The following is a 22,933-nucleotide window of genomic DNA, read 5'->3' on the forward strand; positions in this document are numbered from 1 at the left end:
CGGACAGTTCCCACCGAATTCGCGCCGCGTGCGAACGTTGTTCAATTGTTATTGGTCAGCCGCAGGGGGCTCGCCCCACGCGGGCCTGGGTCACCACGCGTAGTCTTCCGGGGCGGTGCGGTGGCCCGGGAAGATCTCGTCAAGGCGCTTGAGGGCGCCGGCGTCGAGTTTCAGTTTGTGGGCGCCGATCGCTCCCTGGAGCTGCTCAAGGGTCCGCGGACCAATGACCGGGGCGGAGACGGCCGGCTGGTGGAGCAGCCACGCCAGCGCCACGTGCGCGGGTTCCTGCCCCAGTTCCTCGGCGAAGTCCTCGTATCGGCGGATCTGTTTCTGGTGCGATTTGAGTGCCTCGAGGGCGCGCCCGGTGGTGCGCCGGACGCCGTCGTGCTCCTGCTTCAGCACCCCGCCCAGCAGTCCGCCGTGCAGCGGCGACCACGGAAGGATCCCCAGGCCGTACTGCTGGGCGGCAGGGATCACTTCCAGTTCCAGGTCCCGGGTCAGCAGGTTGTAGATCGACTGTTCGCTGACCAGCCCGTTGTAGTTGCGGCGGGCTGCCGTTTCCTGGGCGCGCGCGATGTGCCAGCCGGCGAAGTTGCTGCTGCCGGAATAGAGGATCTTGCCTTGCTGGACGGCGACTTCGACGGCCTGCCAGATCTCCTCCCAGGGCGTGTTCCGGTCTACGTGATGGAACTGGTAGAGATCGATGTAGTCCGTCTGCAGCCGTTTCAGGCTGGCATCGAGCGCCCGGCGGATATGCAGCGCCGAGAGCTTCGACTCGTTGGGCCTGTCCGTCATGGTGCCGAACAGTTTGGTGGCGAGCACCGTGCGCTCACGGCGCTCGCCACCCTGGGCGAACCAGCGGCCGAGGATTTCCTCCGTCCAGCCGCGGTGGCTCGAACCGCCGTACACATTGGCGGTATCAATGAAATTGATGCCGGCAGCCTGCGCCGTGTCGAGGATGGCGAAGGCCTGAGCCTCCTCGGTCTGCTGGCCGAAGTTCATGGTGCCGAGGCACAGGCGTGAGATTGTCAGGCCGGAGCGGCCCAAATGCGTGTAGCGCATGACGCGCTCCTCTCCGTCCTGACCTCCTCCGTCCTGACGCGTTGCGGTTTTCTCCGACGCCGGGCCGGCGCGTGCCGCCCCCGCTCCGGAGGCTGGCGTTAGCGCTCCAGGCGGAACCCGAGCTTGATGGTGACTTGCCAGTCGGCGACCTGCCCGTTTTCAAGGTGGCCGCGGATTTCCTTGACTTCGAACCAGTCGAGGTTCCGCAGGGTCTTGGCGGCCTCCGCAATGCCGTTCCGGACGGCCGCATCGACGCCCTCGTTCGAGGTTCCGACAATTTCAGAAATGCTGTAGGTGTGATTAGGCAACTTCGCTCCTCATGATCGCCATCGATGCCCGGCTGCGGGCCGTTCCTGCAGACTAGCCGACTGAACCCGGCCGGACTAGGGGCGTGGGCCCGGGGCCGGCAAACCCTGGCGGCGGCCCCGGCAGCGGGCGCTTGGCCTCCCGCGGAAAGGCGTCGGCCCGCGGCCTGATCCGACTCACCATCCACGGCAGCATGTAATGCGCGACCCACGCCAGATCGCCGGCCCGGGTTTCCCGCCAGCTGCCCGGCGGCATTGGCTTGGGTTCCAGGGGCCGCAGGCGGTGCGGCACGCTGAGCGTGTCCAGGACCATGGCGGCAATGGTGTGGTGCCCCAGCGGCGAAAAGTGCAGGCGGTCCGGATCCCACATCCGCGGATCGCTCAACTGCCGCAGTGCCCACAAATCAGCGATGACGCCGTCGTGCCGGGCGGCGATGACGCGGATGTTTTCATTGAAAACCGCGACCTTGCCCCGGATGTGCCCAAACACGGGGGTCTCGCCCCAGTCCGGCCCGGTGAACAGGACGACCGTCGCCCCGGTGGCCGAGAGTGCCGCCACGGCGTCATCGAGGGCGGCTGCCAGCCGGTCCGGATCGCCGCGATGGAACACGAGATCGTTGCCGCCGGCCGAGAGTGTGACGAGGTCCGGCTTCAGGTTCAGGGCGGGCCCAAGTTGCTGGTCCAGGATGTCGCGCATGACCATGCCGCTGATGGCGAGGTTGGCGTAGCTGAACTCGCCGCGGCCCCCGCCGAGTTCTTCCGCAATGCGGTCCGCCCACCCCCGCATGCCGCCGGGACTCAGCGGTTCCGGGTCGCCGACGCCTGCCGTGAACGAATCCCCGATGGCGACGTACCGGCTCCAAGGCTGTGACCGCCGGGCCGCAGGGCGCCCCCGCGCGGAATGCTGATCCCCCGGGTGCCACGGCCCCGCGGCGGGGATGTTGGCGCCGGTATGGCCGGCGCCCGGCTCAAGGAACCTGGCGGCGTTCACATCACCAGCATTACGCCGATAATCCATGCCGCGCTAGGTACTTATGCCCCTAGCGGGCATCCGGCGGACGCACGGGGGGCTGCGGGGCTTGCCGAACCGTACCGACCCGTCTCGCGGCCGGGGACAGCTCGAATACTCAGGGGGGTATAATATTAAGTCTGACGCATCGATCCCGGAGGAACCCATGGAACTCGATCCCACCGACATGAAGCCTGTCATCAACCGGCTTCGCCGCGCCCAGGGGCAGCTCGCGGCGGTGACCCGGATGATCGAGGAGGGCCGTGACTGCAAGAGTGTCGTGACGCAGCTGGCCGCCGTTTCGAGCGCCCTGGACAAGGCGGGATTCTCCATCATCGCCACGGGCCTGCAGCAGTGCATGCAGCAGGAAGACCCCAGCCTGGACCGGGCTGAACTGGAGAAGCTCTTCCTTTCGCTGGCCTGATCTGCGCGGCCTGATCTGTGCCGTCTGACGGGTCAGGCCGGCCCTTCGGCCAGGACGTAGGTCTTCAAGTCGTCAAGGGTCTGCTGCATGTGCGCGTCCATGGCGTCGCGGGCACGGTGCGGATCCCGTGATGCCAGGGCATCCACGATGTTCTGGTGGTGTCCGATGGCATGTTCCTGGATGTCCGGCACCTTGGACGTTTCCGTCCGCCGCTTTTCCAGGACGCGGTGCAGCGGCTCGAACAACACTGCGACGAAGACGTTTTCGGAGGCCTGCAGGATGAGGTCATGGAAGGCGAGGTCCGCCTCGACAAAAGCCGTCAGATCGTTTCCTTCGTGTGCGATCCGCATCTTTGCGACGTGAGTGCGGAGAGCGTCGATGTCGGAATCCGCCATCCGCCCGGCGGCCAGTTCGCAGGCGCCCGTCTCCAGCATCCGGCGCAATTCAATGAGCTGAATGGCGGCAGAGGCGTCATTCTCGCCTTCCGACGCCGCCCGCAGCACAGCGTCCAGGGAGCCCCAGCGGTTCACCGGGTTCACAAACGTGCCGCGGCCCCGTTCCACGCTGAGAATCCGCTGGGCTTCAAGGGTCTTCATGGCCTCGCGCACGGTCATGCGGCTGACCTCATGCCGGGAGCTGAGCTCCAGTTCGCCGGGAACGCTCGTGCCGGGCGGAAACTCGCCGGCGATGATCCGGTCCAGCAATTCGTCGGCCACTACGCCGACCAGCGATTTCCTAGCCAATTCTCCCCGTCCAGCGACTCTGCTTTGCCTGAAGCCTTGCCTAAGGTCTTTGCCTGAGGCTCTGCCTGATGTTTTGTCTCATGGCTGTTCCCTGATGGCCAAGTCTACTTGCGCGTCGTTGTGCCATATGCCACACTAGCATCCAGATATAAGATGTCTGACATCTTACATATAGCCCTTCCTGCGGCTCCCGCCGAGCCGCAGGCTTCCACCGATTGATCCCCACACAATGGAGTGCATAGTGCCCCTCGAAGCAGACGTGCTGGCCGCCTTCCCCGCGGAAGTACAGATCCCCGCCCGGTTAGTGGCAGACAGCGTGGCGGCCTCGTCCGAGGCATCCCCGCGTGTCCTGGTAGTCCTCGACGACGACCCCACCGGCACCCAGTCCGTGGCGAACCTCCCGGTCCTCACCCGCTGGGAAGTGGCCGACTTCGCCTGGGCCTTCGCCTACGAGGTCGACGGCCAGCGCCAGCGCGCCGTCTACGTGCTGACCAACACCCGCAGCCTTGACCCCGCCGAGGCGGCCTACCGCAACGAGGAAATCGTCCGGAACGCCCTCGCGGCTGCAGCAGCGACCGCCGGAACGGATGAGGGAGCCCTGCGGCTCAGCTTCGTCAGCCGCAGTGATTCGACCCTGCGCGGCCACTACCCGCTGGAACCGGACGTCATTGCGGCCACCGTCACGGCCGTCAATGGCGAGGCGACGGACGGCGTCGTGATCGTTCCCGCATTCCCCGACGCCGGTCGCGTCACCATCGGCGGTGTGCACTACATGCGCGGCACCGGAGCCGACGCCGGCACCCTCACTCCCGTGGCCGAGACGGAATTCGCACGGGACGCCAGCTTCGGCTTCGCCAACTCGGAGATGGCCAAGTACGTGGAAGAAAAGTCCCAAGGCCGTTTCGCCGCTGACTCCGTGATCGTCCTGGACCTCAACATCATCCGCGCCGGTGCAGCCGCGGGGGACCCTGCCATCTCCGCCAAGGCCATCGCGGATGCCATCGAATCCGCCACCGACTCCACTCCGATCGTGGCCGACATCGTCACCGAGAATGACTTCCGTGCCCTGGCCCTGGGCTTGGAGGAAGCGGAAAGCCGCGGCAAGAAACTGCTCTACCGCGTCGGTCCGCCATTCGTTCGCGGCCGCATCGGCCAGGAAGTCCGCACGGCGCTGACCTCGGAAGAAGCCTACGAAGGCAACACTCCCTCGGAGGCCGGCGGCCTGATCGTCGTCGGCTCGCATGTCGGCGTCACCACCCGCCAGCTCAACGCGCTCACCGAGCAGCACAGCGCGGCACGGATTGTGGAGATCGACGTCGAGAAACTGCTCGGCGACAACGCCGGGGAGTACCTGGACGAAACCGTCGGCACGGTGGTCGCGGCCCTTCACGAAGGCGACGTCATTGTGCACACCAGCCGCCTCTTGATCAGGACCGATGACGCCGCCGAAAGCCTGCGGATCGCCCGCACCGTCTCCGCCGCCGTCGTCGCCGTGGTGAACCGCACGCTCAAGACCTTCCCGCCCCGCTTCGTGATCGCCAAGGGCGGCATCACGTCCTCGGACGTGGCCGCGCACGGCCTGGAAATCCGGCACGCGATCGTCCGCGGGCCCATGCTGCCGGGCATCGTCAGCCTGTGGGAGCCGGTGGACGGCCCGGCCAAGGGCATCCCGTACATCGTCTTCGCCGGCAACGTGGGCGACGACCAGTCCCTCGCCGATGTCACCCGCAAACTCAGCAGCACTTTCTAGTCCCCACCTGCCCCCTGACCTCGCAAGTCCCCACCGGCTCCCAGCCTTCGCAAGCTCAGGCAGGGTCCCTCGCCGGTGAGGCCCCACGGCCAGGGAACCCGGCAGGCGTGGGGCCACCCACTCAACACCGCACGCCACAACACGTCATTCGATGGAGAACACCATGACCAGCAACTACACCATCACCGTCCTGGGCCTCGGCGCAATGGGCCTGCCCATGGCCACGCGCCTGGCAAGCCAGCTCACGGTCCACGGCTTCGACATCGCCGAGCCTCGCCTGAAGCTGGCCGAAGAGGCCGGCATCCGCACGTTCGCCTCAGCACGGAAGGCTTCGGAAGGCGCCGACGCCCTGCTGCTGGCAGTGCGTAACGGTGAGCAGCTCAACGATGTCCTCTTCGGCGAGAACGGCGTGGCCTCCGTGCTGAAGCCGGGCGCCGTCGTGATTCTGGGCAGCACCGTGGGCACCGAGGCCATCCCGGCCACGGTGGACCGCCTGGCCGAATACGGCGTCGAGCTGGTTGATGCCCCGCTTTCCGGCGGTCCCAAGCGTGCCGGCGAAGGCGACCTGCTGATCGTGGTGGGCGCATCGCCCGAGGCCCAGGAGAAGGCCCGCCCGGCCCTTGAACTGCTCGCCTCCACCCTTACCGTGGTGGGCGACAAGCCCGGCGACGGCCAGGCCCTCAAGACTGTCAACCAGCTGCTCTGCGGCATCCACATCGCCGCCGCCGCCGAGGCAATGGCGCTGGCCGACGCCCTTGGCCTGGACCAGGCCAAGACCCTCGCCGCCCTCGAAGCCGGCGCGGCGGGCTCCTTCATGCTCTCCAACCGCGGCCCGCGCATCCTGGAGGCCTACACCGAGAACGGCGCCGAAGTCCTCAGCCGCCTGGACATCTTCGTCAAGGACATGGGAATCGTCGGCAAGGCCACCCGCGCCGCCGGCCTCGCCGCCCCCGTGGCCGCCGCCGCGGAGCAGCTCTACCTCCTGGGCCAGGCCCAGGGCCTTGCCGCCGCCGACGACTCCGCCGTCATCAAGGTCCTCGCGCCCACAAAGCGCACCGCCTAACCAGCCACCCCATCCCCGACGACGGCGGTCCCCCCTCCGCCGTCGTCGGACCCCTCCCGCCACTGTTCCGCCACTTTTACCTCGCGGTCGAATCGCCGGACAATATTCCTGTCAAAGGAGACAACCCCTCATGACCCCCCTGCTCAATTCCCTGATGGTGCGCGCGGCCGACGCGCCCGTCATCAAGCCGGCCGTGGAGCTGGGAACTCCGCTGCTGCTGACCATCGCCGTGGCCGGCGTCGCCCTGCTGCTGATCATGATCATCCGCTTCAAGATCCAGGCCTTTGTGGCCCTGCTGACGGTCAGCATCCTGGTGGCCGTCGCCGCGCAGATCCCGCTCAAAGACGTCTTCACCGTGGTGGCCAACGGGGTGGGAAGCACCATGGGCAAGGTGGCCCTCCTGATCGCCCTCGGAGCCATCCTGGGGCGCATGATCGAGGTCTCCGGCGGCGTGCAGTCCCTGGCCGACCACTTCACCGCCAAGCTCGGCGCCAAGCGGGTGGCCGTGGCGCTCACCGCCGTGGGCTTCCTGGTCGCGATTCCGGTGTTCTTCGAGGTCGGCATCATCGTGCTGGTGCCGATCGTCTACGCCTTCTCCAAGATCGCCAACGTCCACCCGGTGAAGTTCGGCCTGCCCATGGCCGGCATCATGCTCGCCATCCACGTCGCCGTGCCGCCGCACCCGGGCATTGTGGCCGGCGCCGGCGTGCTCGGCGCCGACATCGGACTGATTGCCCTGATCTCCCTGGTGATCTGCGTGCCGCTCGGCTTCCTGTCCTACTGGGTCGCCTCCATCATGAACCGCAAGGACTACGATCTGCTGCCCACCGTCAAGGCCCAGGTGGACGAGTTCGGCTCCGCCACCATGGTCCGTGTCGGCCACGAGGGCCCGGGCAGCAAAGCGATTGCCCCGCCCCGCCCCGGACTGATCATCTTCCTCATCGCCACCCCGATCGCGCTGATCCTCCTGGGCACTGTCGGCACCCTCGTGATCGACAAGAACAACTTCTGGTACGGCGTCGCCGCCTTCGTCGGCAACCCCGTCTTCGCCCTCCTCGTGGCTGTCGCGCTCTGCTTCTTCCTCCTCGCCGTCCGCCGTCAGTGGTCGCTGACGGAAACCGGCGAAATCTTCGAAGGCGCCCTGCCCCCGATCGCCTCCATCCTCATGGTTGTTGCGGCCGGCGGCGTGTTCGGCAGCGTCCTGCAGGTCAGCGGAATCGGCAAGGCACTCTCCGAATCCCTCGACACCCTCGGCGTGCCGCTGCTGCTCCTTGGCTTCATCATCTCGCTGGCCCTGCGTGCCGCCCAGGGCTCGGCCACCGTCGCGATCGTCACCACGGCCGGCCTGCTCTCCTCCGCCGTTGCCGGCGGCGGCTACACGCCGGCGCAGATTGCCGTGATCGTGATCGCCATCGGCTTCGGCGCCCTCGGCCTGTCCCACGTGACTGACGCCGGGTTCTGGGTGGTCGTGCGGTACTACGGCCTGACCGTCGCCGACGGCCTCAGGACCTGGACCGTGCTCACCACCGTGCTGGGCCTGGCGGGCTTCGCCCTCACGTTCGTGGCCTGGATCCTGGTGGGAGGCCTGAGCGCCTGATGCGTACCCAACTCGACGCGCTGGTCGGCGCCGCCCTGCAGCAGGGCTCAGCCGTACCGGCGTTCACCTGCTACGACTTCACGACCGCACTCGCCGTTGTGGGCGCGGCCGAGGAGACCGGGCGGGGCGCCATCCTGCTCGTCGCGCCGAAGACCGCGGCCACGCCGAACGGTCTGCGGCTGATCACCGCCCTCCGCGGGCTCGCCGACGCCGCCGGCGTTCCGGTTGCCGTGCAGCTGGACCACGCCACCGACCCGCAGGTGATCGCCGACGCCGTCGGCGCCGGGGCCGACTCGGTGCTGGTCGACGGGTCCTCGCTGCCTTACGAGGACAACATCGCGCTGGTCCGGAGTGTCCGGGCCGCCCTCGAAGCGCAGGGCAGGGCCGACGTCGTGATTGAAGCCGAACTCGGCGGGCTTGCCGGCGACGAGGACCGGGCCTTCGGGACCGACGCCGCGAACAGCGAAGGCAGCGCAGCGGCCGACGAACCGGCAGGCCTCACCGACTCCGCCCAAGTGGAGGACTTCGTGGCCCGCACCGGCGCGCAGCTGCTCGCCGTGGCCGTGGGCAATGTCCATGGAAAGTACAAGGGGGAGCCCCGGCTACGCTGGGACGTCCTGCAGGACATCGCCGTGCGGACCCGGATCCCGCTGGTCCTGCACGGTGCCTCGGGCATCCCGGCGGAGGAACTGGTCAAGGCCGCGGCCATGAATGTGGGCAAGGTCAATTTCAATACCGAGCTGCGCACCGGCGTCCTTGCGGTCCTCGAGGAACAGACCGCCGCCCACCGCGCCGACGGCGAGAACCTCCAGGCCCTGTTGGGCCACTGGGACACTTCCGCCAGGACGTTCGCGGCCGGCGCCCTGGCCACGCTGTCCCGCTGACAGCACGGGACGGCGCCTCCCCTCCCGGCGAGAGCCGGGACGGGAGGCGCCGGGCAGGGGCTTCGTCCTCTGGCCGTGACGCGCCCCAAGACAGACAATGGAGGCAACACGGCCGGGCTTCCTAGGGGGCGCTATGGTTTCACAGCAGCGGGCGGCCGGCACGATCATCAGGGTGCCGGACCGCGACCCGGTGATCGACCTTGCCCGGTTCTTCTGCCTGGTACTGGTGGTGGTCGGCCACACCATGATGGTCAGCCCCGTCCTGAACCCCGACGGCACCGTGACGACCGAAAACACGCTGGGCAACCAGCGATGGTTTGAGCCTGTCGTGTGGGTCCTCCAGATCATGCCGCTGTTCTTCGTGGCTGGCGGGATTACCGGCCTGCAGTCCTGGCGGCGGCTGCGCGCCAGGGGCGGCAACGCCTTCGACTTCATGCAGGGCCGGCTGCTGCGCCTGATCCGTCCCGCGGCCGTCCTGCTGGCGGTCATGTTCACCGGCCTGTCCCTGGCGCTGCTCGCGGGGGTTGACCCGCAGGTCATCCAGTTGCTCACCAGCGGAGCGGGCATGCCCCTGTGGTTCCTCGCCGCGTACCTCGCCGCGCAGCTGAATCTTCCCTGGCTGGCGGCCCTGCACGCCCGCGCGCCGTGGCTGACCCTCGCCGGGCTCACGTCCCTGGCCGTGGCGGTCGATTGCATGCGGGGGATGCTGCCGACGCTGGCCTACCTCAACATGGTGTTCGTCTGGTGCGCCGTGCAGCAGCTCGGATTCTTCGTCGCTGACGGCCGGCCGCTGCGGCCGGGCCGGCCGGCTCTGTTTGGCGTCATCGTCGCCAGCAACCTCCTGCTGGGGCTGCTTGTGCTGCTGGGGCTGTACCCCGGAAACATGCTGGTAAACCTCAACCCGCCCAACGTGACGCTGCTGCTCCTTGGCATCTCGCAGGCCGCCGCCTTCCAGCTCTTCCGGCCGCTGCTGGAACGGATCGCGTCCTTGGCGTGGGTGCGCCGGGTGGTGGGCGTGGCCGGACGCCGGTCCATGACTGTCTATTTATGGCACCTGCCCCTGCTGGCGGCGATGTCCGGACTGCTGCTGCTGACAGACTTTCCGCAGCCGGCCGGCGGTAGCGCGGCCTGGTGGTGGGGGCGGCCGCTGGTACTGCTGGGCGTTATCGCGCTGTTGCTGCCGGTCCTTGCGCTGTTCGGCAGGCTCGAGGAGCGTCCGACGGCGCCGGGCACCGCGCCGAACCGGCCGGCGGCCGCCGTGCTGCTCGCCGCCGTCGCCGTCTTTGTCCCGGCAGTCGACGCCGCACTCCATGGACTCACACTTGGGCTGCTGGGCGGGGGTGCTGCATGCTTCGCGCTCGCGGTGGTGCTGCTGGGGCGGATTCCGGTCCGGCTGACGGCATCGGCTGACCGGCCCGGTGGATCAGAACCGCCATTGCCACGTCCGCCATTAAGTGCCAATGTCGAACCATGACGGAGAACTCGGCAGCCACGGAAGACACCTTCAGCCCTGACGTTGCCACGACAAGGAACGACGAGCTGCACCGCTATGAACTACATGTCGGCGGCAAGCTCGCCGTCCAGGTGCGCTTCATCGACCGACCGGGCCATATCGACTTCATCCACACCGACACGGCGGAGCAGTTCCAGGGCCAGGGGCTCGCCAAGGTGCTGGCGCACTTCGCGCTCGATGACGTGGTTGCCTCCGGCAAGCGGATCATTCCGGACTGCCCCTTCATGTACCGCTACCTGCGCAGACACGAGACGTACCACCAATATGTGGACTGGCCGGAACGCGTGCCGGAGGGAGCCTGAGCCCAGCTAGGGGGGCGGGCCGGAACGGCCGGGGTCGCGTCCGGCCGGCTTGTGAGCCGGACAACAACCTCGTAAGGTTTGAGCAGAGTTATGCAGCTGGCTCTTGGACAGGTCCGTTTGGAGAACCCCTTGAACCATAAACTGCGTGTGCTTGTCCGTGTGGACCTCGATCCCGTGCAGGTCACTCTCGAAATTTCCGGCTGCGTCACCCCGTCTGATGCGGCCGCCCTCATGCATATCGTGCGCCGCGCCGGCCGCCTCGGGGCGGGCGCCGAGGTAGTCATCGACCTCCACGGCACCTCCCACCTGGACCCGGAAGTGCTGCTTGGACTTCGCCGGCTCGCCGACGCCGGACCCTTGCCGGCCCCCGACGCCGGGGATTCCAAGGCGCCCGTGCCGTTTCGCCTCACGCTCGATGAGCCGGCCGAGCTGCCCATCTGCCTCCTGCACGTCGGTGCCGACGCCGAAGTCCTCGCCGGGCTCGACTCAGGCCTGGATACCGGCCTGGATACCGGGCTGGGGGAGGCCAACACCCCGCTGGCCGCTGAGGCAGGGAGCGACAATGACCTTGGCGCCATGAACCTGCTGGCGCTTTCGGAGTATTTCGAGGGCACGCTCGATCCTGCGGCCACGGTCCGGGCCCTGTCCGACACCGCGCTGTGCCAGCTCGCGGACGCACTGTACCGCCACTTGGACACCAACAGCCCTTCGTTTGGCGCACACACCTGGTACGAGCTCGCCGCCGAAGAAATTCAGAACCGCCACCTGACAGACGGGGACGGCCCGGCGGGGGACGAATTGGAACCGGACACGGCCTTGGCCTGAGCCGCCGCACGGTTAGGCTGTCGCTATGAACGCACACACAGCCTCCACGCCGGGCACCACCGCTCTCGTTACGGGTGCAACGGCGGGACTGGGCGCCGAGTTCGCCCGCCAGCTTGCCGAAGAGGGCCACAGCATGGTGCTCGTGGCCCGCGACGCCGGCCGCCTCGCGGCCACGGCGGCGGAGTTGGAGAACCGGTACGGGGCCGCGACGGAGACGATCGCCGCGGACCTTACTGACGACGCCGGGGTTGCGGCCGTCGTCGCGCGTCTCACCGATCCGGCCCGGCCGGTGGAGATCCTGGTCAACAACGCGGGAATCGGCTTGCTGCGGTCCTTCGAGGACAACGACATCGCCGAGGAGAAGAGACACCTGAAACTTCATGTCGAAACCGCCATGGAGCTCACCCACGCAGCGCTGCAGGGCATGCTCGCGCGGCGGTCCGGCAGGATCATCAACGTCGCGAGCGTGGCGGCCTTCCTGCCGCGTGGAACGTACTCGGCCGCGAAGGCCTGGCTGCTGAGTTTCTCGCGCTGGGCCAACATGGCGTATGCGGCTCGCGGGGTCAGGGTCACCGCCGTGTGCCCCGGTTTCACGCACACCGAGTTCCACGACCGGATGGGGATGGACAAGACGGTGGCGCCGCGCTGGATGTGGCTCGAGGCCCGGCAGGTGGTCAGCGAGTCCCTGGCGGACAACGCCAAGGGCAAGGCCGTCTCGATCCCCAGCCGGCGCTACAAAGTCCTGACCTCGGTTACACGGGTGCTGCCGGCACGGTTCGTCGCCGGGCCGCCGCGGCGCGCCAAGTAGCCGCGCCGGGTACTTTCGGGACCGGCGCCCTTAGGGCATGTGCGGGCTCCGGCGCCGGATCAGCACCACCACCAGGATGCCGACGGCGGCCCCCACCAGTGTCTCGACGGCCCGTTCGGTGACCAGGACGCGGGGATCGGCCGGCGCCGCAAGCTGTCCGACCAGCAGGATGACCGGGGTGAAGGAGACCATCGCGAGGCCATAATGCCGGGTCATGAACAGTTCCGTGCTGAACTGCAGGACGATCACCAGGCAAGCCAGGACGGCGGCCTCATGGCCGGGGAAGGCCAGCACCGGTGACCCGGGCCACGGGAACAGGATGGCCGTGACCACCACGAGTCCCAGGAGCGTGCCGACGATGCGGTGGATGCCGCGGTAGACGCTGCTGGGCAGGTCGGCCCCGGCAAGCGGCACCGCCGCCGCGGCCATGGCCCAATGCGGGTGGCCACTGCCGCTGAGGACCCCAATGGTCCCGGCAGCCCCGACGGCGGTCATGTACCGGGCGGCATGAAGCCACGCCGCCCGTCGGCTTGCCCCGCGTAGCGCCGTGACGTCCCGCCGCCAGCCGCGCTGCCACCCGTGCCGCCAGGAGCGGGCCACGAACCAGCCGCCGAAGCCCACCATGATCGAGAACGCGGCCGACCCTGCGGCGATCAGGACGGCGGCATGCCAGGGGACGGCGGCGGGAACAGACGCGCACGCGCCCAGGGCCAGGATCCCGAAGAAGGGCCCGGCGGGTTTCAGGGCCGTCCTGTCCGTGAACAGCGACCCCGCGCCGGCAAACACGGCCTCCGTGATCACCAGCGCCCATGAATGGGCGTGCTGGATCGAGAGGAACACGCCCACTCCTACGCCCGTGAGCAGGAGGACAGCTGCCTGGCCCTGATGGCGGAGCCGCAGCTGATGCGGCTCGGTGCGGCCGTACATGCCGGTCAGGGCACCGAAAACGGCGTAGCCGATCAGCTCGGGGCGCCCGGCGGCCAGCAGCACCAGAGTCGGCACCGCCACGCTGATCGCCACCCGCCACGCCGACACGTGGTCCTTGTTGGCCGGGGCCAGGCTGTGCAGCGAACGGGCGTGGGCCAGTACGGACTTCACAACTTCCTCCCGGGTTTCTTGGTCTTCTCTGGGTTCCCGGGGTTCATGGGATCCCTCCGGGGGCTGATAGCGGTCCGGACACGCCTAAGGCCCGTTCCGTATGCTTCCCCCAACGGGTAAGCATACGGAACAGGCCTCATAGGGCGGGGCTGTGACTACGGGGTCTGGACTGCCGCTGCCGGGTCAGGCCGGCTCAGGACGGGCAGGCTCAGGCTGTGGCCGGGACTTTCTCAGCTTCGCCGCGCCCTGCGGCGGAGTCCGCGGCCGGTGCGACCATCGGCATGTCCATGTGCTCGAGGTCGATCAGCGGGTTCTCGTCCTGCGTCGCGACCAGTTCGCGGGCCTCGGCCTGGGTGTCCACGCTGGGCATGGAGCCCGGCAGCGGCATCTGGGCCGATTCCTTGAGGAAGTAGATCGCCACGGCGCCGATCGCCGAGGTGGCCATCAGGTAGTAGGCCGGCATCATGTCATTGCCGGTGGCCGAGATGAGGGCCGCGACGATGAACGGGGTGGTGCCGCCGAAGATGGCAACCGAGAAGTTGTACGCGATGCCCATGGCGCCGTAGCGGCTGGACGTCGGGAACTGCGCCGGCAGGGCAGACGCCAGGTTGGCCACGTAGAACGTCACCGGGAAGGCGATCAGGCCGAGGCCCAGCAGCGTGGACCAGATCTCGCCGACGCCGATCAGCAGGAATGCCGGGGCGGCCAGGACGACCGTGCTCAGGGCGCCGATCCACAGCACCGGACGGCGGCCGATCCGGTCGGAGAGCTTGCCGGTCAGCGGGATGCAAAGGCTCATGATGACAAGCACCGGGATGGTCAGCAGGGTGCCGTGCACCTCGTCGTAGCCCTTGGACTCGGTGAGGTAGGTAGGCATGTACGACGTCAGGGCGTAGCCGGCGGTGTTGGCTGCAGCTACCAGGATCATGGCGACGATGATGGAGCGCCAGTAGGCCTTCACAATGCCCACCGGGCCCTTGGAGGCGGCCGTGTCAGCGGCGGTTGCGTCCTTGGCGAGGTTCTCCTGGGCGTCCAGGGTGGCCTGGAACTGCGGGGATTCCTCGATCTTGCTCCGGAAGTAAACAGCGATCAGGCCCAGCGGACCGGCCACGAGGAACGGAATCCTCCAGCCCCACTGCTCCATGGTGTCCTGGCCGAGGGTCAGCTGCAGCACGGACACGAGGGCGGCGCCGGCAGCGAAGCCGAGGTAGCTACCCATGTCCAGGAAGCTGGCGAAGAAGCCGCGGCGTTTGTCCGGGGCGTACTCGCTCACGAAGGTCGTGGCGCCGGCGTACTCGCCGCCGGTGGAGAAGCCCTGGATGACCTTGAACAGGACCAGCAGGACCGCGGCCCAGATGCCGATCTGGGCGTAACCGGGCAGGAGGCCGACGGCGAAGGTGCTGGCAGCCATGATCATCAGAGTTGCGGCGAGAACCTTCTGGCGGCCGATCTTGTCGCCGAACCAGCCGAACACCACTCCGCCGAGGGGGCGGGCGATGAAGGTGGCGGCGAAGGTTCCCAGCAGGAACAGGGTCTGGACGGACTTATCCGCCTCCGGCAGGAATACCGGTCCCATGGTGGTGATCAGGTAGCCGAACACGCCGACGTCGTACCATTCCATGGTGTTACCCACGATGGTGCCGCCCAGCGCCTTCTTGAGCATCGGCTGGTCGACCACGTTCACGTCGGACTCACGGAGTCGACGTCGGCGTAGCTTTGGCTTCTTCACACCCTTGGGTGCGCTTTGGTTGGTTCCGCTGGCGTCTATAACGCCTGCTGAAGAGTCGGTCATGCTTCGGTCTGTGGGCATTTGGGCCACTCCTATGGAGGTCATTTGCTTGCGACTTGTAGCTGCCCCGCTCTGGGCAGGCTTTCAATTTTACGGGATTTCTCTGGAGTTTCCGAGTTCGGTGCCGTATGATCCGGCACTTCGGAGAACATTTGGGGGCAATACGCCAAATTCTTTTGCCCCGTCTCGCCGCGCGGTTACAGGGAACGGGCGTTGTCCGCGGCGCCGCGACCAAAATTTTCCGCACCGGCGCTCAAAGACGCCTGATTTTGGCCGGGATCCGGGCCCCAGGGAAGTCCGCCGGAGGCTACTACAGACATCTCATCCCTGCAGTCCTACGATTGATGGACACTTCATTTCACAGCGGTTGTTTACAGCGGAAAGGAAGATCAATGGCGGATCATCAGTTCGGGGAAGAAATCCAGCCCGAGGTCGCGAGTCATCTGGCCCAGTCCATGGCCGAGGCCCCCGGGCCGGAGTCCCAGCCGCACGTTCCCCCGGCGGCGGAAGGCCAGCAATGGCCGGACGGCAGCGGCAAGCACCGTCATCCCAAGGACCGCGATACCGCCCGCGGGCGGCAGGGCCAGCAGGTGGCCACCGCGGCAATCCACCGGCAGAGCCGTCCGCAGATGCCCCACCACGACTAGGGCCTGCTGCTGTAGCTAGGGACCGGCAACAGGTTCGACCACAACCTCGGCTGGCGTCTTGTCCAGGCGCCAGCCGCGCCACACCGGGTGCCTGAGTTTCCCGCTGCCGGTCCAATCTCCGAAGGTGACCTCGCCGACGAGTTTCGCGCTCACCCAGTGGGCGTCGGCGGCATCGGCTTCCGGCACGTCCTGGAACGGGGAAGTCTTCCGCGGCAGCGCGTCCAGTTGTTGCCTGAGTTCCTTAAGTTCACGGGCGCTGAAGCCGCTGCCCACCCGGCCCACGTACCGTAGCTTCGGGCCGTCCGGGATTCCCAGCAGCAGCGAACCCACGGATTCCCGGCGCTCGCCCTTCCCGGGCCGCCAGCCGCCGACCACCACCTCCTGCGTCCGCTCCACCTTGAGCTTGAGCCAGGACCGGCTGCGCTGGCCGACGTAGCGGCCGTCCGTGCGCTTGGCCATGACACCCTCCAGACCTACCTCCGCGGCGCTTTCCAGGATGTGCGCGATGTCGAGGTGGCGTGCGGCGTCGCCGCCGATCACGCCGGAGAGGTCCACGGGGCCGCCTGACGGGCGGAAGAAGCGCTCGAGCCGCCGCCGGCGCTCGCTGAGCGGCAGGCGCCGCAGGTCCTCGCCGGCGTCGAAGAGCAGATCGAACAGCATCAGCCGCACCGGCGTCGACTCCTGCGCCTTCGCGACTTCGGCGGCCTTCGTGAGTTTCATGCGCCCCTGCAGCCGGCCAAAGTCGGGCCTGCCAGTGCGGCCGAAGGCGATGATCTCGCCGTCGGCGACGAAGCCCTGCTCCGGCCAGCAGGACCGGTCCGTCAGTTCCGGGTAGCTCGCGGACATGTCGTTGCCGTTACGGCTGATGAGCCGGACTTGCGTGGTGTCGCCGACGATCAGCGCCCGGACGCCGTCCCATTTGAGTTCCAGCTGCCAGTCCTTGTCCGCGAGGTCGGCAGCGGTCCCGGCGCTGGCCAGCATCGGGCTGAAACCCGTGGCATCCGGAGCCGGGCCGGGGGACGGGGCCGGCTCCGCTCCCGTCTCCTTCTCCTTCTCCGGTCCCGCCATTGCCGCGGGTGACCCCGGTGACCCGGGTGCCGCCGCCGGCCCGGTGTCGTGATGCGCGGTGTGCTCTGCGTCGGGCTCTGCTTCCGGCCGTGTGCCGGGCTCTTGACCCGCACCCCGGTGCCCTTTGTGCGCGCCCGCCGGGTCCATGAGATGGATGAGCCACTGGTCATCGGCCTGGCCGGTGTGAATGAGGGCGAACCTGCGCGTGCCGCCCAGGCCGCCGTCCGCCGTGCCTGTCAGCGTGGCGATGACCTCCTTGCCGGCGATCCACTTTTCGCATTCGTAGTAGCCGTGGTCCCAGATGCTGACCGTCCCGGCGCCGTACTGGCCCTTGGGTATAACTCCCTCGAAGTCGGCGTAGTCCAGCGGGTGGTCCTCGGTCTGGACCGCGAGGTGGTTCTTGGCCTTGCTGGTAGGAACGCCCCTGGGCAATGCCCAGGACACGAGCACGCCGTCGCGTTCGAGCCGGAAGTCGTAGTGCAGCCGGCTGGCGTGGTGTTCCTGGATGACAAAGGACTCTCGGAGCACTCCGGCGTCCGTGCCCGTGCCACCGCCGGTGCCCGGGGCGGTGTCCCTGCTGCGGCGGGACTCCGCCGTGAACGGCTCCGGGGTGGCGGCCGCATCCCGCTTGGCGCGGTAGGACTCCAGCCGGGGATCGTCGGCGCCCCCGCCGCCCGTCGTGGCCGCGGCTGAACCCGTTCCGGCTGCTGAACCTCTGCCCGGCGTCGGGCTGTCGTCCGTGCTGCCGGACGGCGGTGTGTTGGCTGCGGTGTCGCCCGGGTGGCCGGGCGCGCTCCCGCCACCGGCGCTGCGGCCTCCGGAGATCGCCGCAAACGGGTCCTTGCCGGACTGCACGCGCTTCATGACCTCGTGGTAGTCCAGCTGGCGCAGGGAGGGGGAGTTAAGCTCTCGCCACGTCCGGGGCGCCGCAACGGTGGGCCGCAGCCGGCCGCGCAGCGAGTACGGCGCGATCGTGGTCTTCGCGGCGCTGTTCTGGCTCCAGTCGACCAGGACCTTGCCGCTGCGCAGGGCCTTCTTCATGTCGCTGACCACGAGGTCCGGGTGGTCCGCCTCCAGGGCCCGTGCCAGTTCGTGGGCGAAGTCGGAGATCTGCTCCGAGCTCCGGGTCCCGTCCAGCGCCGCGTAGAGGTGGATGCCCTTGCTCCCGGACGTCACGGGGACGGCGTCCAGGCCCACGTCCTGCAGGATGCTGCGGGCCAGCCCCGCGACTTCCGCGCATTCCGCCAGTCCGGCTCCGTCGCCGGGGTCCAGATCCAGTACCATCCGGTCCGGTGGCAGGGCATTGCCGTGCGAATCCACCCGCCACTGAGGCACATGGATTTCCAGGGCCGCGATCTGGGCGAGCCAGGCGAGGGTGGCGGCGTCATTGACCAGCGGGTATTGGTTGGTGCGCTCTTTGTGTTTGATGGCTGCCCGGGAAATCCAGCCGGGCGCCGATTCGTCCAGATTCTTTTGGAAGAACACCTGCCCCGGCTCCTCCGAGGTTCCCACGCCGTGGACCCAGCGCTTCCGCGTGGCGGGCCGGTTCCGGACTGCCGGGATCAGCACCGGTGCGACCGCGGCGTAGTAGGCAAGGACGTCGGCCTTGGTGGTGCCGGTCTCCGGGTACATGACCTTGTCCAGGTTGGTCACAACCAGCTCGCGGCCGCCCACCCGGACCCGCTGCCTGCCGTTTGCCGGGCCTGTATTGTCCCGCTGGGGGACCCGCCGGGTGTCCGGCTCAGCATCCCGCCGGGCGTCCGGCCCGGTGTTTCGCTCAGTCAACGGTCTTCACCTCCGAACCGCTCTGGTGTTCACTTGTCCCATGAGAGCCATCTGGAAGGGCGCGATCGCATTCGGGCTGGTCAACGTGCCGGTCAAGGTCTACAGCGCGACCGAGGACCACGACATCAGCCTGCATCAGGTCCACAACGCCGACGGCGGACGGATCCGCTACCAGCGCCGCTGCGAGGTCTGCAGCAAGATCATCGACTATGAGGACATCGACAAGGCCTACGAGGACGACGGCCGCACGGTGATGCTGACCCGGGAGGAACTGAAATCCATCCCCGCGGAGAACAGCCACGAGATCGACGTCGTGCAGTTCGTCCCGGCGGACCAGCTCGATCCCATCATGTTCGAGAAGAGCTATTACCTGGAACCTGACTCCAAGTCGCCGAAGGCCTATGTGCTGTTGCGGCGTGCCCTCGAGGACACCGACCGGGTGGCGATTGTCCAGTTCGCCCTGCGCGAGAAGACCCGGCTGGGTGCGCTGCGGATCCGCGGCGACATCCTGATGCTGCAGTCGCTTCTGTGGGCCGACGAAGTGCGCGAGGCCAGCTTCCCGGCGCTCGAAACCTCGATCCGCATCTCCGCCCAGGAACGTGAAATGTCCGCCGCCCTGGTGGATTCGATGGCCGCCGATTTTGAGCCCGAACAGTTCACGGACGACTACCAGCTCCAGCTGCGCCAGCTCATCGACGCGAAGCTGGAGAAGGGGGAATCCCTCGACACCGAGGAGACGTTTGGCGCCGTCGCGGCCGAAGCCGGCACCGGCGAAGTGATTGACCTGATGGAGGCACTCAAGCGGAGCCTCGAGAAGAAGCGCGGCGGCGGGGCGTCCGCGGGCGGAACGGCAGAGTCCGCCGGGGCCGGGGACGCCCCCAAGAAGGCGGCGGGCGGCGGGACGAAGGCCGCGGCTTCCTCCGGGGCGCCGGCCAGATCCGCCTCCACGGCTTCCGGATCCAAGCCCGCGTCCAAGCCGGCCGTCCGCAGGACTCCTGCCTCCAGGACAGCCGCCTCCAAAACTGCCGCGGACAAGGCCGGTGACAGCGACGCCGGGGCCGGCAAGAGTGCAGCTGCGAAGGGTGCGGCCCCCAAGACGGCTGCCGCCAAAGCCCCGGCGGCACGAGCGCGCAAGGGTGCCTGAGGCCGTGGGCCGGGACGCCGCGGCCATCGGCGTCAGGAGTTCCGCAGGGCGGAGATAAGCTCGCTCTTTTTCTTCGCCGAGTATCCCTTGAGGCCGATCTCCTTGGCGCGCTCCTTGAGCTGCGGAACGGTCCAGTCCTCGTAGTCTCCCGCCTTGCCGCCTTTGCGGCCCACGGCGGAGCGGCCGCGTTTGGCGGCGGCATTGGAGACCCGCGCGGCTTTTTGCTTCGATGCGCCGTCCTCAAGCAGCTTCTCGTAGAGTTCGGGGTCCTTGATGCTGGGGCTCTCTGAGCCGGGCTCGCCCTTCTTCGTTGGCATGGCTTTCCGCTCATCTCCTTCGGCCGGGAACCAGTCCGGCGGTGGCCGGCGGACGGTGCCGCCGCGGATTCCAAACTAGCGGCGCCGCCGTGCGGTGACAAGCATTTACCAAGTTCACTGACAAGAGTTGCCCTGACGGTCCGCCGCCAGAGCAACGCGGGGTCACTTAGCGCCCAAGTTCCCCGGTGGAATGGGCCGTAAGTGACCCCGCGTTGCTTCGGAACCAGGCGCCGACCGGCAACGCGAAGGCCCGGCCGGCCCCTCGTCGGGGGCGGCCGGGCCTTCTTGTACTGCCGGGTTACTACAGGGTCTCCGTGCGCGGGCGCCGGAGGGCGAGGCTATTCGGCGTCGTGATCCGTCTCGAGGATCTGCACGAGACGTTCCAGGGCGGCGTCGGCGCCTTCACCCTCGGCACGCAACACCACAACCTCGCCGTGCGAGGCGCCCAGGCTCATCAGCGACAGGATGCTGGCGGCGTCCATGGCCTCGTCCTCCGGCTCGCCCAGGCGGGCAATCGTGATCTCGAGGCTGTCGAACTCGCCCGCAGCCTCGGCGAAGATGGCGGCCGGACGGGCGTGCAGCCCAACGCGGCTGGCAATGGTGGCGTTACGTTCGGTCATTTCTGCTCCTTGAAGTCAGCTTGTGGATATCAGCTGTGAATATCTGCTTGGAAAAATCGTCCGGAACTGTCGGCGACGACTGGCTCAGGCGGCTACGGGAACCGATTCCACCGTACCAACCGGCTTCTTCACTGCCCAGCGCTTGAGGCCGATCACGGCGAACGCACTGACGACCGTGCCGGCCGCGATCGCGACGACGAACATCAGGAAGTTGTCGATCGCAAAGAAGACGAAGATTCCGCCGTGCGGGGCCTTGGACCCCACGCCTGCCGCCATCGATATTGCACCGGTCACGGCACCGCCGAGCATGCTGGCGGGAATGACCCGCAGCGGGTCCGCTGCGGCGAACGGAATGGCGCCTTCAGAGATGAAGGAGGCACCCAGCAGCCACGCGGCCTTGCCGTTTTCAATTTCAGCCAGGCTGAAAAGCCGCCTGTTCAGTACGGTCGCGGCCAGCGCCATGGCCAGCGGCGGGACCATGCCGGAGGCCATCACGGCCGCCATGATCTGGTACGGCGCCTGGTTGGTGAGGGAAGCTGCTCCCAGACCGGCGACGGCGAACGAGTAGGCAACCTTGTTGACGGGTCCGCCGAGGTCGAAGCACATCATCAGGCCAAGGACAATGCCCAAGGCGATGGCGCTGGCACCGGTGAGGCTGGACAGCCAGTTGTTGAGCCCGACGGTGACCGCCGCGACGTACCGGCCCAGGAACGCGAAGAGCAGGCCGGAAGCAACGATGGACGCCACGAGCGGGATAATGACCACCGGCATCAGGCCGCGCAGCCAGCGGGGCACCTGGAGCTTGCCAATCGAATGTGCCACGTAGCCGGCGAGCAGGCCGCCGACGATGCCGCCAAGGAACCCTGCACCCATAAAGACGGCAACGGCGCCGGACACGAAACCCGGGGCGATGCCCGGCCGGTCAGCGATAGCGTAGGCGATGTAGCCGGCCAGGGCGGGCACGAGGAAGCCGAGGGACAGGGCACCGATCTTGAAGAACACGGCACCCAGGAAGGCGCCCAGCGGGCCCCAGGCCAGTTCCGGGTACACCGTGGGCAGGTTGAACAGGCTGTTCTCCGCAAGGATCTTGTCCGCGAAGGCAGTAATGTCGTAGCCGCCCATCAGGAAGCCGAGGGCGATCAGCAGACCGCCGCCGGCGACGAACGGGATCATGTAGCTGACACCGGTGAGCAGTGCCTTCTTCAGCTTGGTGCCGATGTGCTCGCCCTTCTCCTCGGCGTCGTGTTCGGCCTGGTCCTCAGCGAAGTGCGGGACGCGGCGGGCGTGCGGGTTGTCCGCGGCCGCGAGTGCTTCCGCAACCATCTTGTCCGGTTCGTCGATACCGCGCTTGACCGGCGCATTGATCACCGGTTTGCCGGCGAAGCGCTCTTTGCCGCGCACGTCCACGTCCACGGCGAAGATTACGGCGTCGGCGGCGGCGATCACGGCGGGGTCAAGGGCCTTGGCGCCGGAAGACCCCTGGGTTTCGACCTGCAGGTCCACGCCGACTTCCTTGGCCGCGGCGACGAGCGAGTCGGCGGCCATGTAGGTGTGGGCGATGCCGGTGGGGCAGGCTGTCACGGCGACGAGTCGCTTGGGGCCCTTGGCCTTCGCTGCGCCTTCGCCAGCGGCACCCGCTGCACCCGCGGCGGTGCCTGCAGCGGCACCAGCGGCGGCGGCGGCCGGTACTGCAGCAACCGGTGCTTCAGCGGCGTGGGTGGCGGGCTTGTCCGCCAGTGCGGCTTCGACGAGCTCCACAATCTCCGCCTGGGACTTCGCGGCGCGCAGGCTGGCCGTGAAGTCCTTCTTGATCAGGGACCGCGCCAGCTTCGAGAGCAGCTTCAGGTGCTCCTGGTCCGCGCCCTCAGGAGCGGCAATGAAGAAGATCAGGTCCGCGGGGCCGTCCTTGGCGCCAAAATCGACCGGCTGGGACAGCCGCGCCATTGCCAGGGTAGGCTCGGTGACCGCCGTCGAGCGGCAGTGCGGGATCGCGATGCCGCCGGGGACACCCGTGGCGGTCTTGGACTCCCGGGCGAAGGCGTCGGCGAACAAGCCCTCGACCTCGGTGGCCCGTCCGTTGGCTGCAACTCTGCCTGCCAAGTGCCGGATCACGTCCTCGGGCGTGTTGCCCAGATTCTGGTCGAGCTCGACCAGTTCGGTGGTAATGAGCTGAGTCACTG

At 67.9% G+C, this 22,933-nt stretch carries 21 protein-coding genes; 11 read left to right on the top strand and 10 right to left on the bottom strand.

Annotation, left to right across the window (positions count from 1 at the left end):
* Positions 1–90 precede the first annotated feature (90 nt).
* The 3 genes from LDO15_RS01590 to LDO15_RS01600 form a co-directional block, all read right to left on the bottom strand.
* On the bottom strand, positions 91–1,062 hold the full coding sequence (locus LDO15_RS01590) for an aldo/keto reductase (protein WP_223983309.1): 972 nt from the start codon (positions 1,060–1,062) through the stop codon (positions 91–93).
* 98 nt (positions 1,063–1,160) lie between these two features.
* A complete protein-coding gene (locus tag LDO15_RS01595) occupies positions 1,161–1,370 on the bottom strand; it encodes a dodecin (protein WP_223914666.1) in 210 nt (69 codons plus the stop codon).
* A 52-nt stretch (positions 1,371–1,422) separates the two neighbouring features.
* Complete coding sequence (locus LDO15_RS01600) at positions 1,423–2,358, bottom strand: SGNH/GDSL hydrolase family protein (RefSeq protein ID WP_223983311.1); 936 nt, start codon at positions 2,356–2,358, stop codon at positions 1,423–1,425.
* A gap of 184 nt (positions 2,359–2,542) precedes the next feature.
* On the opposite strand from LDO15_RS01600, the gene LDO15_RS01605 reads away from it, so the two are divergent.
* The gene (locus tag LDO15_RS01605) at positions 2,543–2,800 is read left to right on the top strand and encodes a metal-sensitive transcriptional regulator (RefSeq protein WP_018774886.1); all 258 of its coding nucleotides are present in this window, start codon (positions 2,543–2,545) and stop codon (positions 2,798–2,800) included.
* A gap of 32 nt (positions 2,801–2,832) precedes the next feature.
* Here the strand turns inward: LDO15_RS01605 and LDO15_RS01610 are convergent, their stop codons facing one another.
* On the bottom strand, positions 2,833–3,543 hold the full coding sequence (locus LDO15_RS01610) for a FadR/GntR family transcriptional regulator (RefSeq protein ID WP_223983314.1): 711 nt from the start codon (positions 3,541–3,543) through the stop codon (positions 2,833–2,835).
* Between the two features lie 241 nt (positions 3,544–3,784).
* Here LDO15_RS01610 and LDO15_RS01615 point away from each other — a divergent pair, with 241 nt between their 5' ends.
* The 8 genes from LDO15_RS01615 to LDO15_RS01650 all read left to right on the top strand — a co-directional run bounded on the left by LDO15_RS01615 (position 3,785) and on the right by LDO15_RS01650 (position 12,285).
* A complete protein-coding gene (locus tag LDO15_RS01615; RefSeq protein WP_223983318.1) occupies positions 3,785–5,293 on the top strand; it encodes a four-carbon acid sugar kinase family protein in 1,509 nt (502 codons plus the stop codon).
* A gap of 163 nt (positions 5,294–5,456) precedes the next feature.
* Positions 5,457–6,356, top strand: coding sequence for an NAD(P)-dependent oxidoreductase (locus LDO15_RS01620; RefSeq protein WP_223983320.1), 900 nt, complete (start codon positions 5,457–5,459; stop codon positions 6,354–6,356).
* A gap of 130 nt (positions 6,357–6,486) precedes the next feature.
* Positions 6,487–7,953, top strand: a complete 1,467-nt coding sequence (locus LDO15_RS01625) for a GntP family transporter (protein ID WP_223983324.1) — start codon at positions 6,487–6,489, stop codon at positions 7,951–7,953.
* Positions 7,953–8,837 (top strand): class II fructose-bisphosphate aldolase, encoded by an 885-nt coding sequence (locus tag LDO15_RS01630; RefSeq protein ID WP_223983327.1) that lies wholly within the window; start codon positions 7,953–7,955, stop codon positions 8,835–8,837. Before LDO15_RS01625 ends, LDO15_RS01630 begins: the two co-directional genes overlap by 1 nt.
* A 133-nt stretch (positions 8,838–8,970) precedes the next feature.
* The gene (locus LDO15_RS01635; RefSeq protein WP_223983329.1) at positions 8,971–10,311 is read left to right on the top strand and encodes an acyltransferase; all 1,341 of its coding nucleotides are present in this window, start codon (positions 8,971–8,973) and stop codon (positions 10,309–10,311) included.
* Positions 10,308–10,652: a GNAT family N-acetyltransferase gene (locus tag LDO15_RS01640; RefSeq protein ID WP_223983331.1), complete on the top strand. Its 345-nt coding sequence runs from the start codon at positions 10,308–10,310 to the stop codon at positions 10,650–10,652. The genes LDO15_RS01635 and LDO15_RS01640 overlap by 4 nt, the downstream gene beginning before the upstream one ends.
* 129 nt (positions 10,653–10,781) lie before the next feature.
* Positions 10,782–11,477, top strand: a complete 696-nt coding sequence (locus LDO15_RS01645; RefSeq protein ID WP_223983332.1) for a hypothetical protein — start codon at positions 10,782–10,784, stop codon at positions 11,475–11,477.
* A gap of 25 nt (positions 11,478–11,502) precedes the next feature.
* Positions 11,503–12,285, top strand: coding sequence for an SDR family NAD(P)-dependent oxidoreductase (locus LDO15_RS01650; RefSeq protein WP_223983333.1), 783 nt, complete (start codon positions 11,503–11,505; stop codon positions 12,283–12,285).
* 30 nt (positions 12,286–12,315) lie between these two features.
* Here the strand turns inward: LDO15_RS01650 and LDO15_RS01655 are convergent, their stop codons facing one another.
* Both LDO15_RS01655 and LDO15_RS01660 read right to left on the bottom strand, forming a co-directional pair.
* Entirely contained in the window at positions 12,316–13,383 is a 1,068-nt protein-coding gene (locus LDO15_RS01655; RefSeq protein ID WP_223983335.1) for an FUSC family protein, read from the bottom strand.
* 208 nt (positions 13,384–13,591) lie between these two features.
* Complete coding sequence (locus LDO15_RS01660) at positions 13,592–15,193, bottom strand: MFS transporter (RefSeq protein WP_223983337.1); 1,602 nt, start codon at positions 15,191–15,193, stop codon at positions 13,592–13,594.
* Between the two features lie 371 nt (positions 15,194–15,564).
* Between LDO15_RS01660 and LDO15_RS01665 the strand changes: the two genes are divergently transcribed.
* Positions 15,565–15,819, top strand: coding sequence for a hypothetical protein (locus LDO15_RS01665; RefSeq protein ID WP_223983339.1), 255 nt, complete (start codon positions 15,565–15,567; stop codon positions 15,817–15,819).
* Positions 15,820–15,834: 15 nt separating this feature from the next.
* Here the strand turns inward: LDO15_RS01665 and LDO15_RS01670 are convergent, their stop codons facing one another.
* On the bottom strand, positions 15,835–18,519 hold the full coding sequence (locus tag LDO15_RS01670; protein WP_263428409.1) for an ATP-dependent DNA ligase: 2,685 nt from the start codon (positions 18,517–18,519) through the stop codon (positions 15,835–15,837).
* A 193-nt stretch (positions 18,520–18,712) separates the two neighbouring features.
* Between LDO15_RS01670 and LDO15_RS01675 the strand changes: the two genes are divergently transcribed.
* Complete coding sequence (locus tag LDO15_RS01675; protein WP_223983344.1) at positions 18,713–19,816, top strand: Ku protein; 1,104 nt, start codon at positions 18,713–18,715, stop codon at positions 19,814–19,816.
* Positions 19,817–19,848: 32 nt separating this feature from the next.
* On the opposite strand, the gene LDO15_RS01680 is transcribed toward LDO15_RS01675, so the two are convergent.
* From LDO15_RS01680 to LDO15_RS01690, 3 genes are all read right to left on the bottom strand, one after another.
* Positions 19,849–20,133, bottom strand: a complete 285-nt coding sequence (locus LDO15_RS01680; RefSeq protein WP_223983346.1) for a Rho termination factor N-terminal domain-containing protein — start codon at positions 20,131–20,133, stop codon at positions 19,849–19,851.
* 338 nt (positions 20,134–20,471) lie between these two features.
* Entirely contained in the window at positions 20,472–20,753 is a 282-nt protein-coding gene (locus tag LDO15_RS01685) for an HPr family phosphocarrier protein (RefSeq protein WP_223983348.1), read from the bottom strand.
* A gap of 84 nt (positions 20,754–20,837) precedes the next feature.
* Positions 20,838–22,931, bottom strand: a complete 2,094-nt coding sequence (locus LDO15_RS01690) for a fructose-specific PTS transporter subunit EIIC (RefSeq protein ID WP_223983351.1) — start codon at positions 22,929–22,931, stop codon at positions 20,838–20,840.
* Between the last annotated feature and the right edge of the window lie 2 nt (positions 22,932–22,933).

The organism is Arthrobacter sp. NicSoilB8, from assembly GCF_019977355.1.
Classification (GTDB): domain Bacteria; phylum Actinomycetota; class Actinomycetes; order Actinomycetales; family Micrococcaceae; genus Arthrobacter.

What these genes read in the sequence shown, in the direction of transcription:
- LDO15_RS01660 (WP_223983337.1), bottom strand. Translation starts at nt 15,193, where the DNA reads ATGCCCACAGACCGAAGCATGACCGACTCTTCAGCAGGCGTTATAGAC.
- LDO15_RS01640 (WP_223983331.1), top strand. Translation starts at nt 10,308, where the DNA reads ATGACGGAGAACTCGGCAGCCACGGAAGACACCTTCAGCCCTGACGTT.
- LDO15_RS01670 (WP_263428409.1), bottom strand. Translation starts at nt 18,519, where the DNA reads ATGTACCCGGAGACCGGCACCACCAAGGCCGACGTCCTTGCCTACTAC.
- LDO15_RS01650 (WP_223983333.1), top strand. Translation starts at nt 11,503, where the DNA reads ATGAACGCACACACAGCCTCCACGCCGGGCACCACCGCTCTCGTTACG.
- LDO15_RS01605 (WP_018774886.1), top strand. Translation starts at nt 2,543, where the DNA reads ATGGAACTCGATCCCACCGACATGAAGCCTGTCATCAACCGGCTTCGC.
- LDO15_RS01675 (WP_223983344.1), top strand. Translation starts at nt 18,713, where the DNA reads ATGAGAGCCATCTGGAAGGGCGCGATCGCATTCGGGCTGGTCAACGTG.
- LDO15_RS01590 (WP_223983309.1), bottom strand. Translation starts at nt 1,062, where the DNA reads ATGCGCTACACGCATTTGGGCCGCTCCGGCCTGACAATCTCACGCCTG.
- LDO15_RS01665 (WP_223983339.1), top strand. Translation starts at nt 15,565, where the DNA reads ATGGCGGATCATCAGTTCGGGGAAGAAATCCAGCCCGAGGTCGCGAGT.
- LDO15_RS01685 (WP_223983348.1), bottom strand. Translation starts at nt 20,753, where the DNA reads ATGACCGAACGTAACGCCACCATTGCCAGCCGCGTTGGGCTGCACGCC.
- LDO15_RS01680 (WP_223983346.1), bottom strand. Translation starts at nt 20,133, where the DNA reads ATGCCAACGAAGAAGGGCGAGCCCGGCTCAGAGAGCCCCAGCATCAAG.
- LDO15_RS01635 (WP_223983329.1), top strand. Translation starts at nt 8,971, where the DNA reads ATGGTTTCACAGCAGCGGGCGGCCGGCACGATCATCAGGGTGCCGGAC.
- LDO15_RS01630 (WP_223983327.1), top strand. Translation starts at nt 7,953, where the DNA reads ATGCGTACCCAACTCGACGCGCTGGTCGGCGCCGCCCTGCAGCAGGGC.
- LDO15_RS01620 (WP_223983320.1), top strand. Translation starts at nt 5,457, where the DNA reads ATGACCAGCAACTACACCATCACCGTCCTGGGCCTCGGCGCAATGGGC.
- LDO15_RS01625 (WP_223983324.1), top strand. Translation starts at nt 6,487, where the DNA reads ATGACCCCCCTGCTCAATTCCCTGATGGTGCGCGCGGCCGACGCGCCC.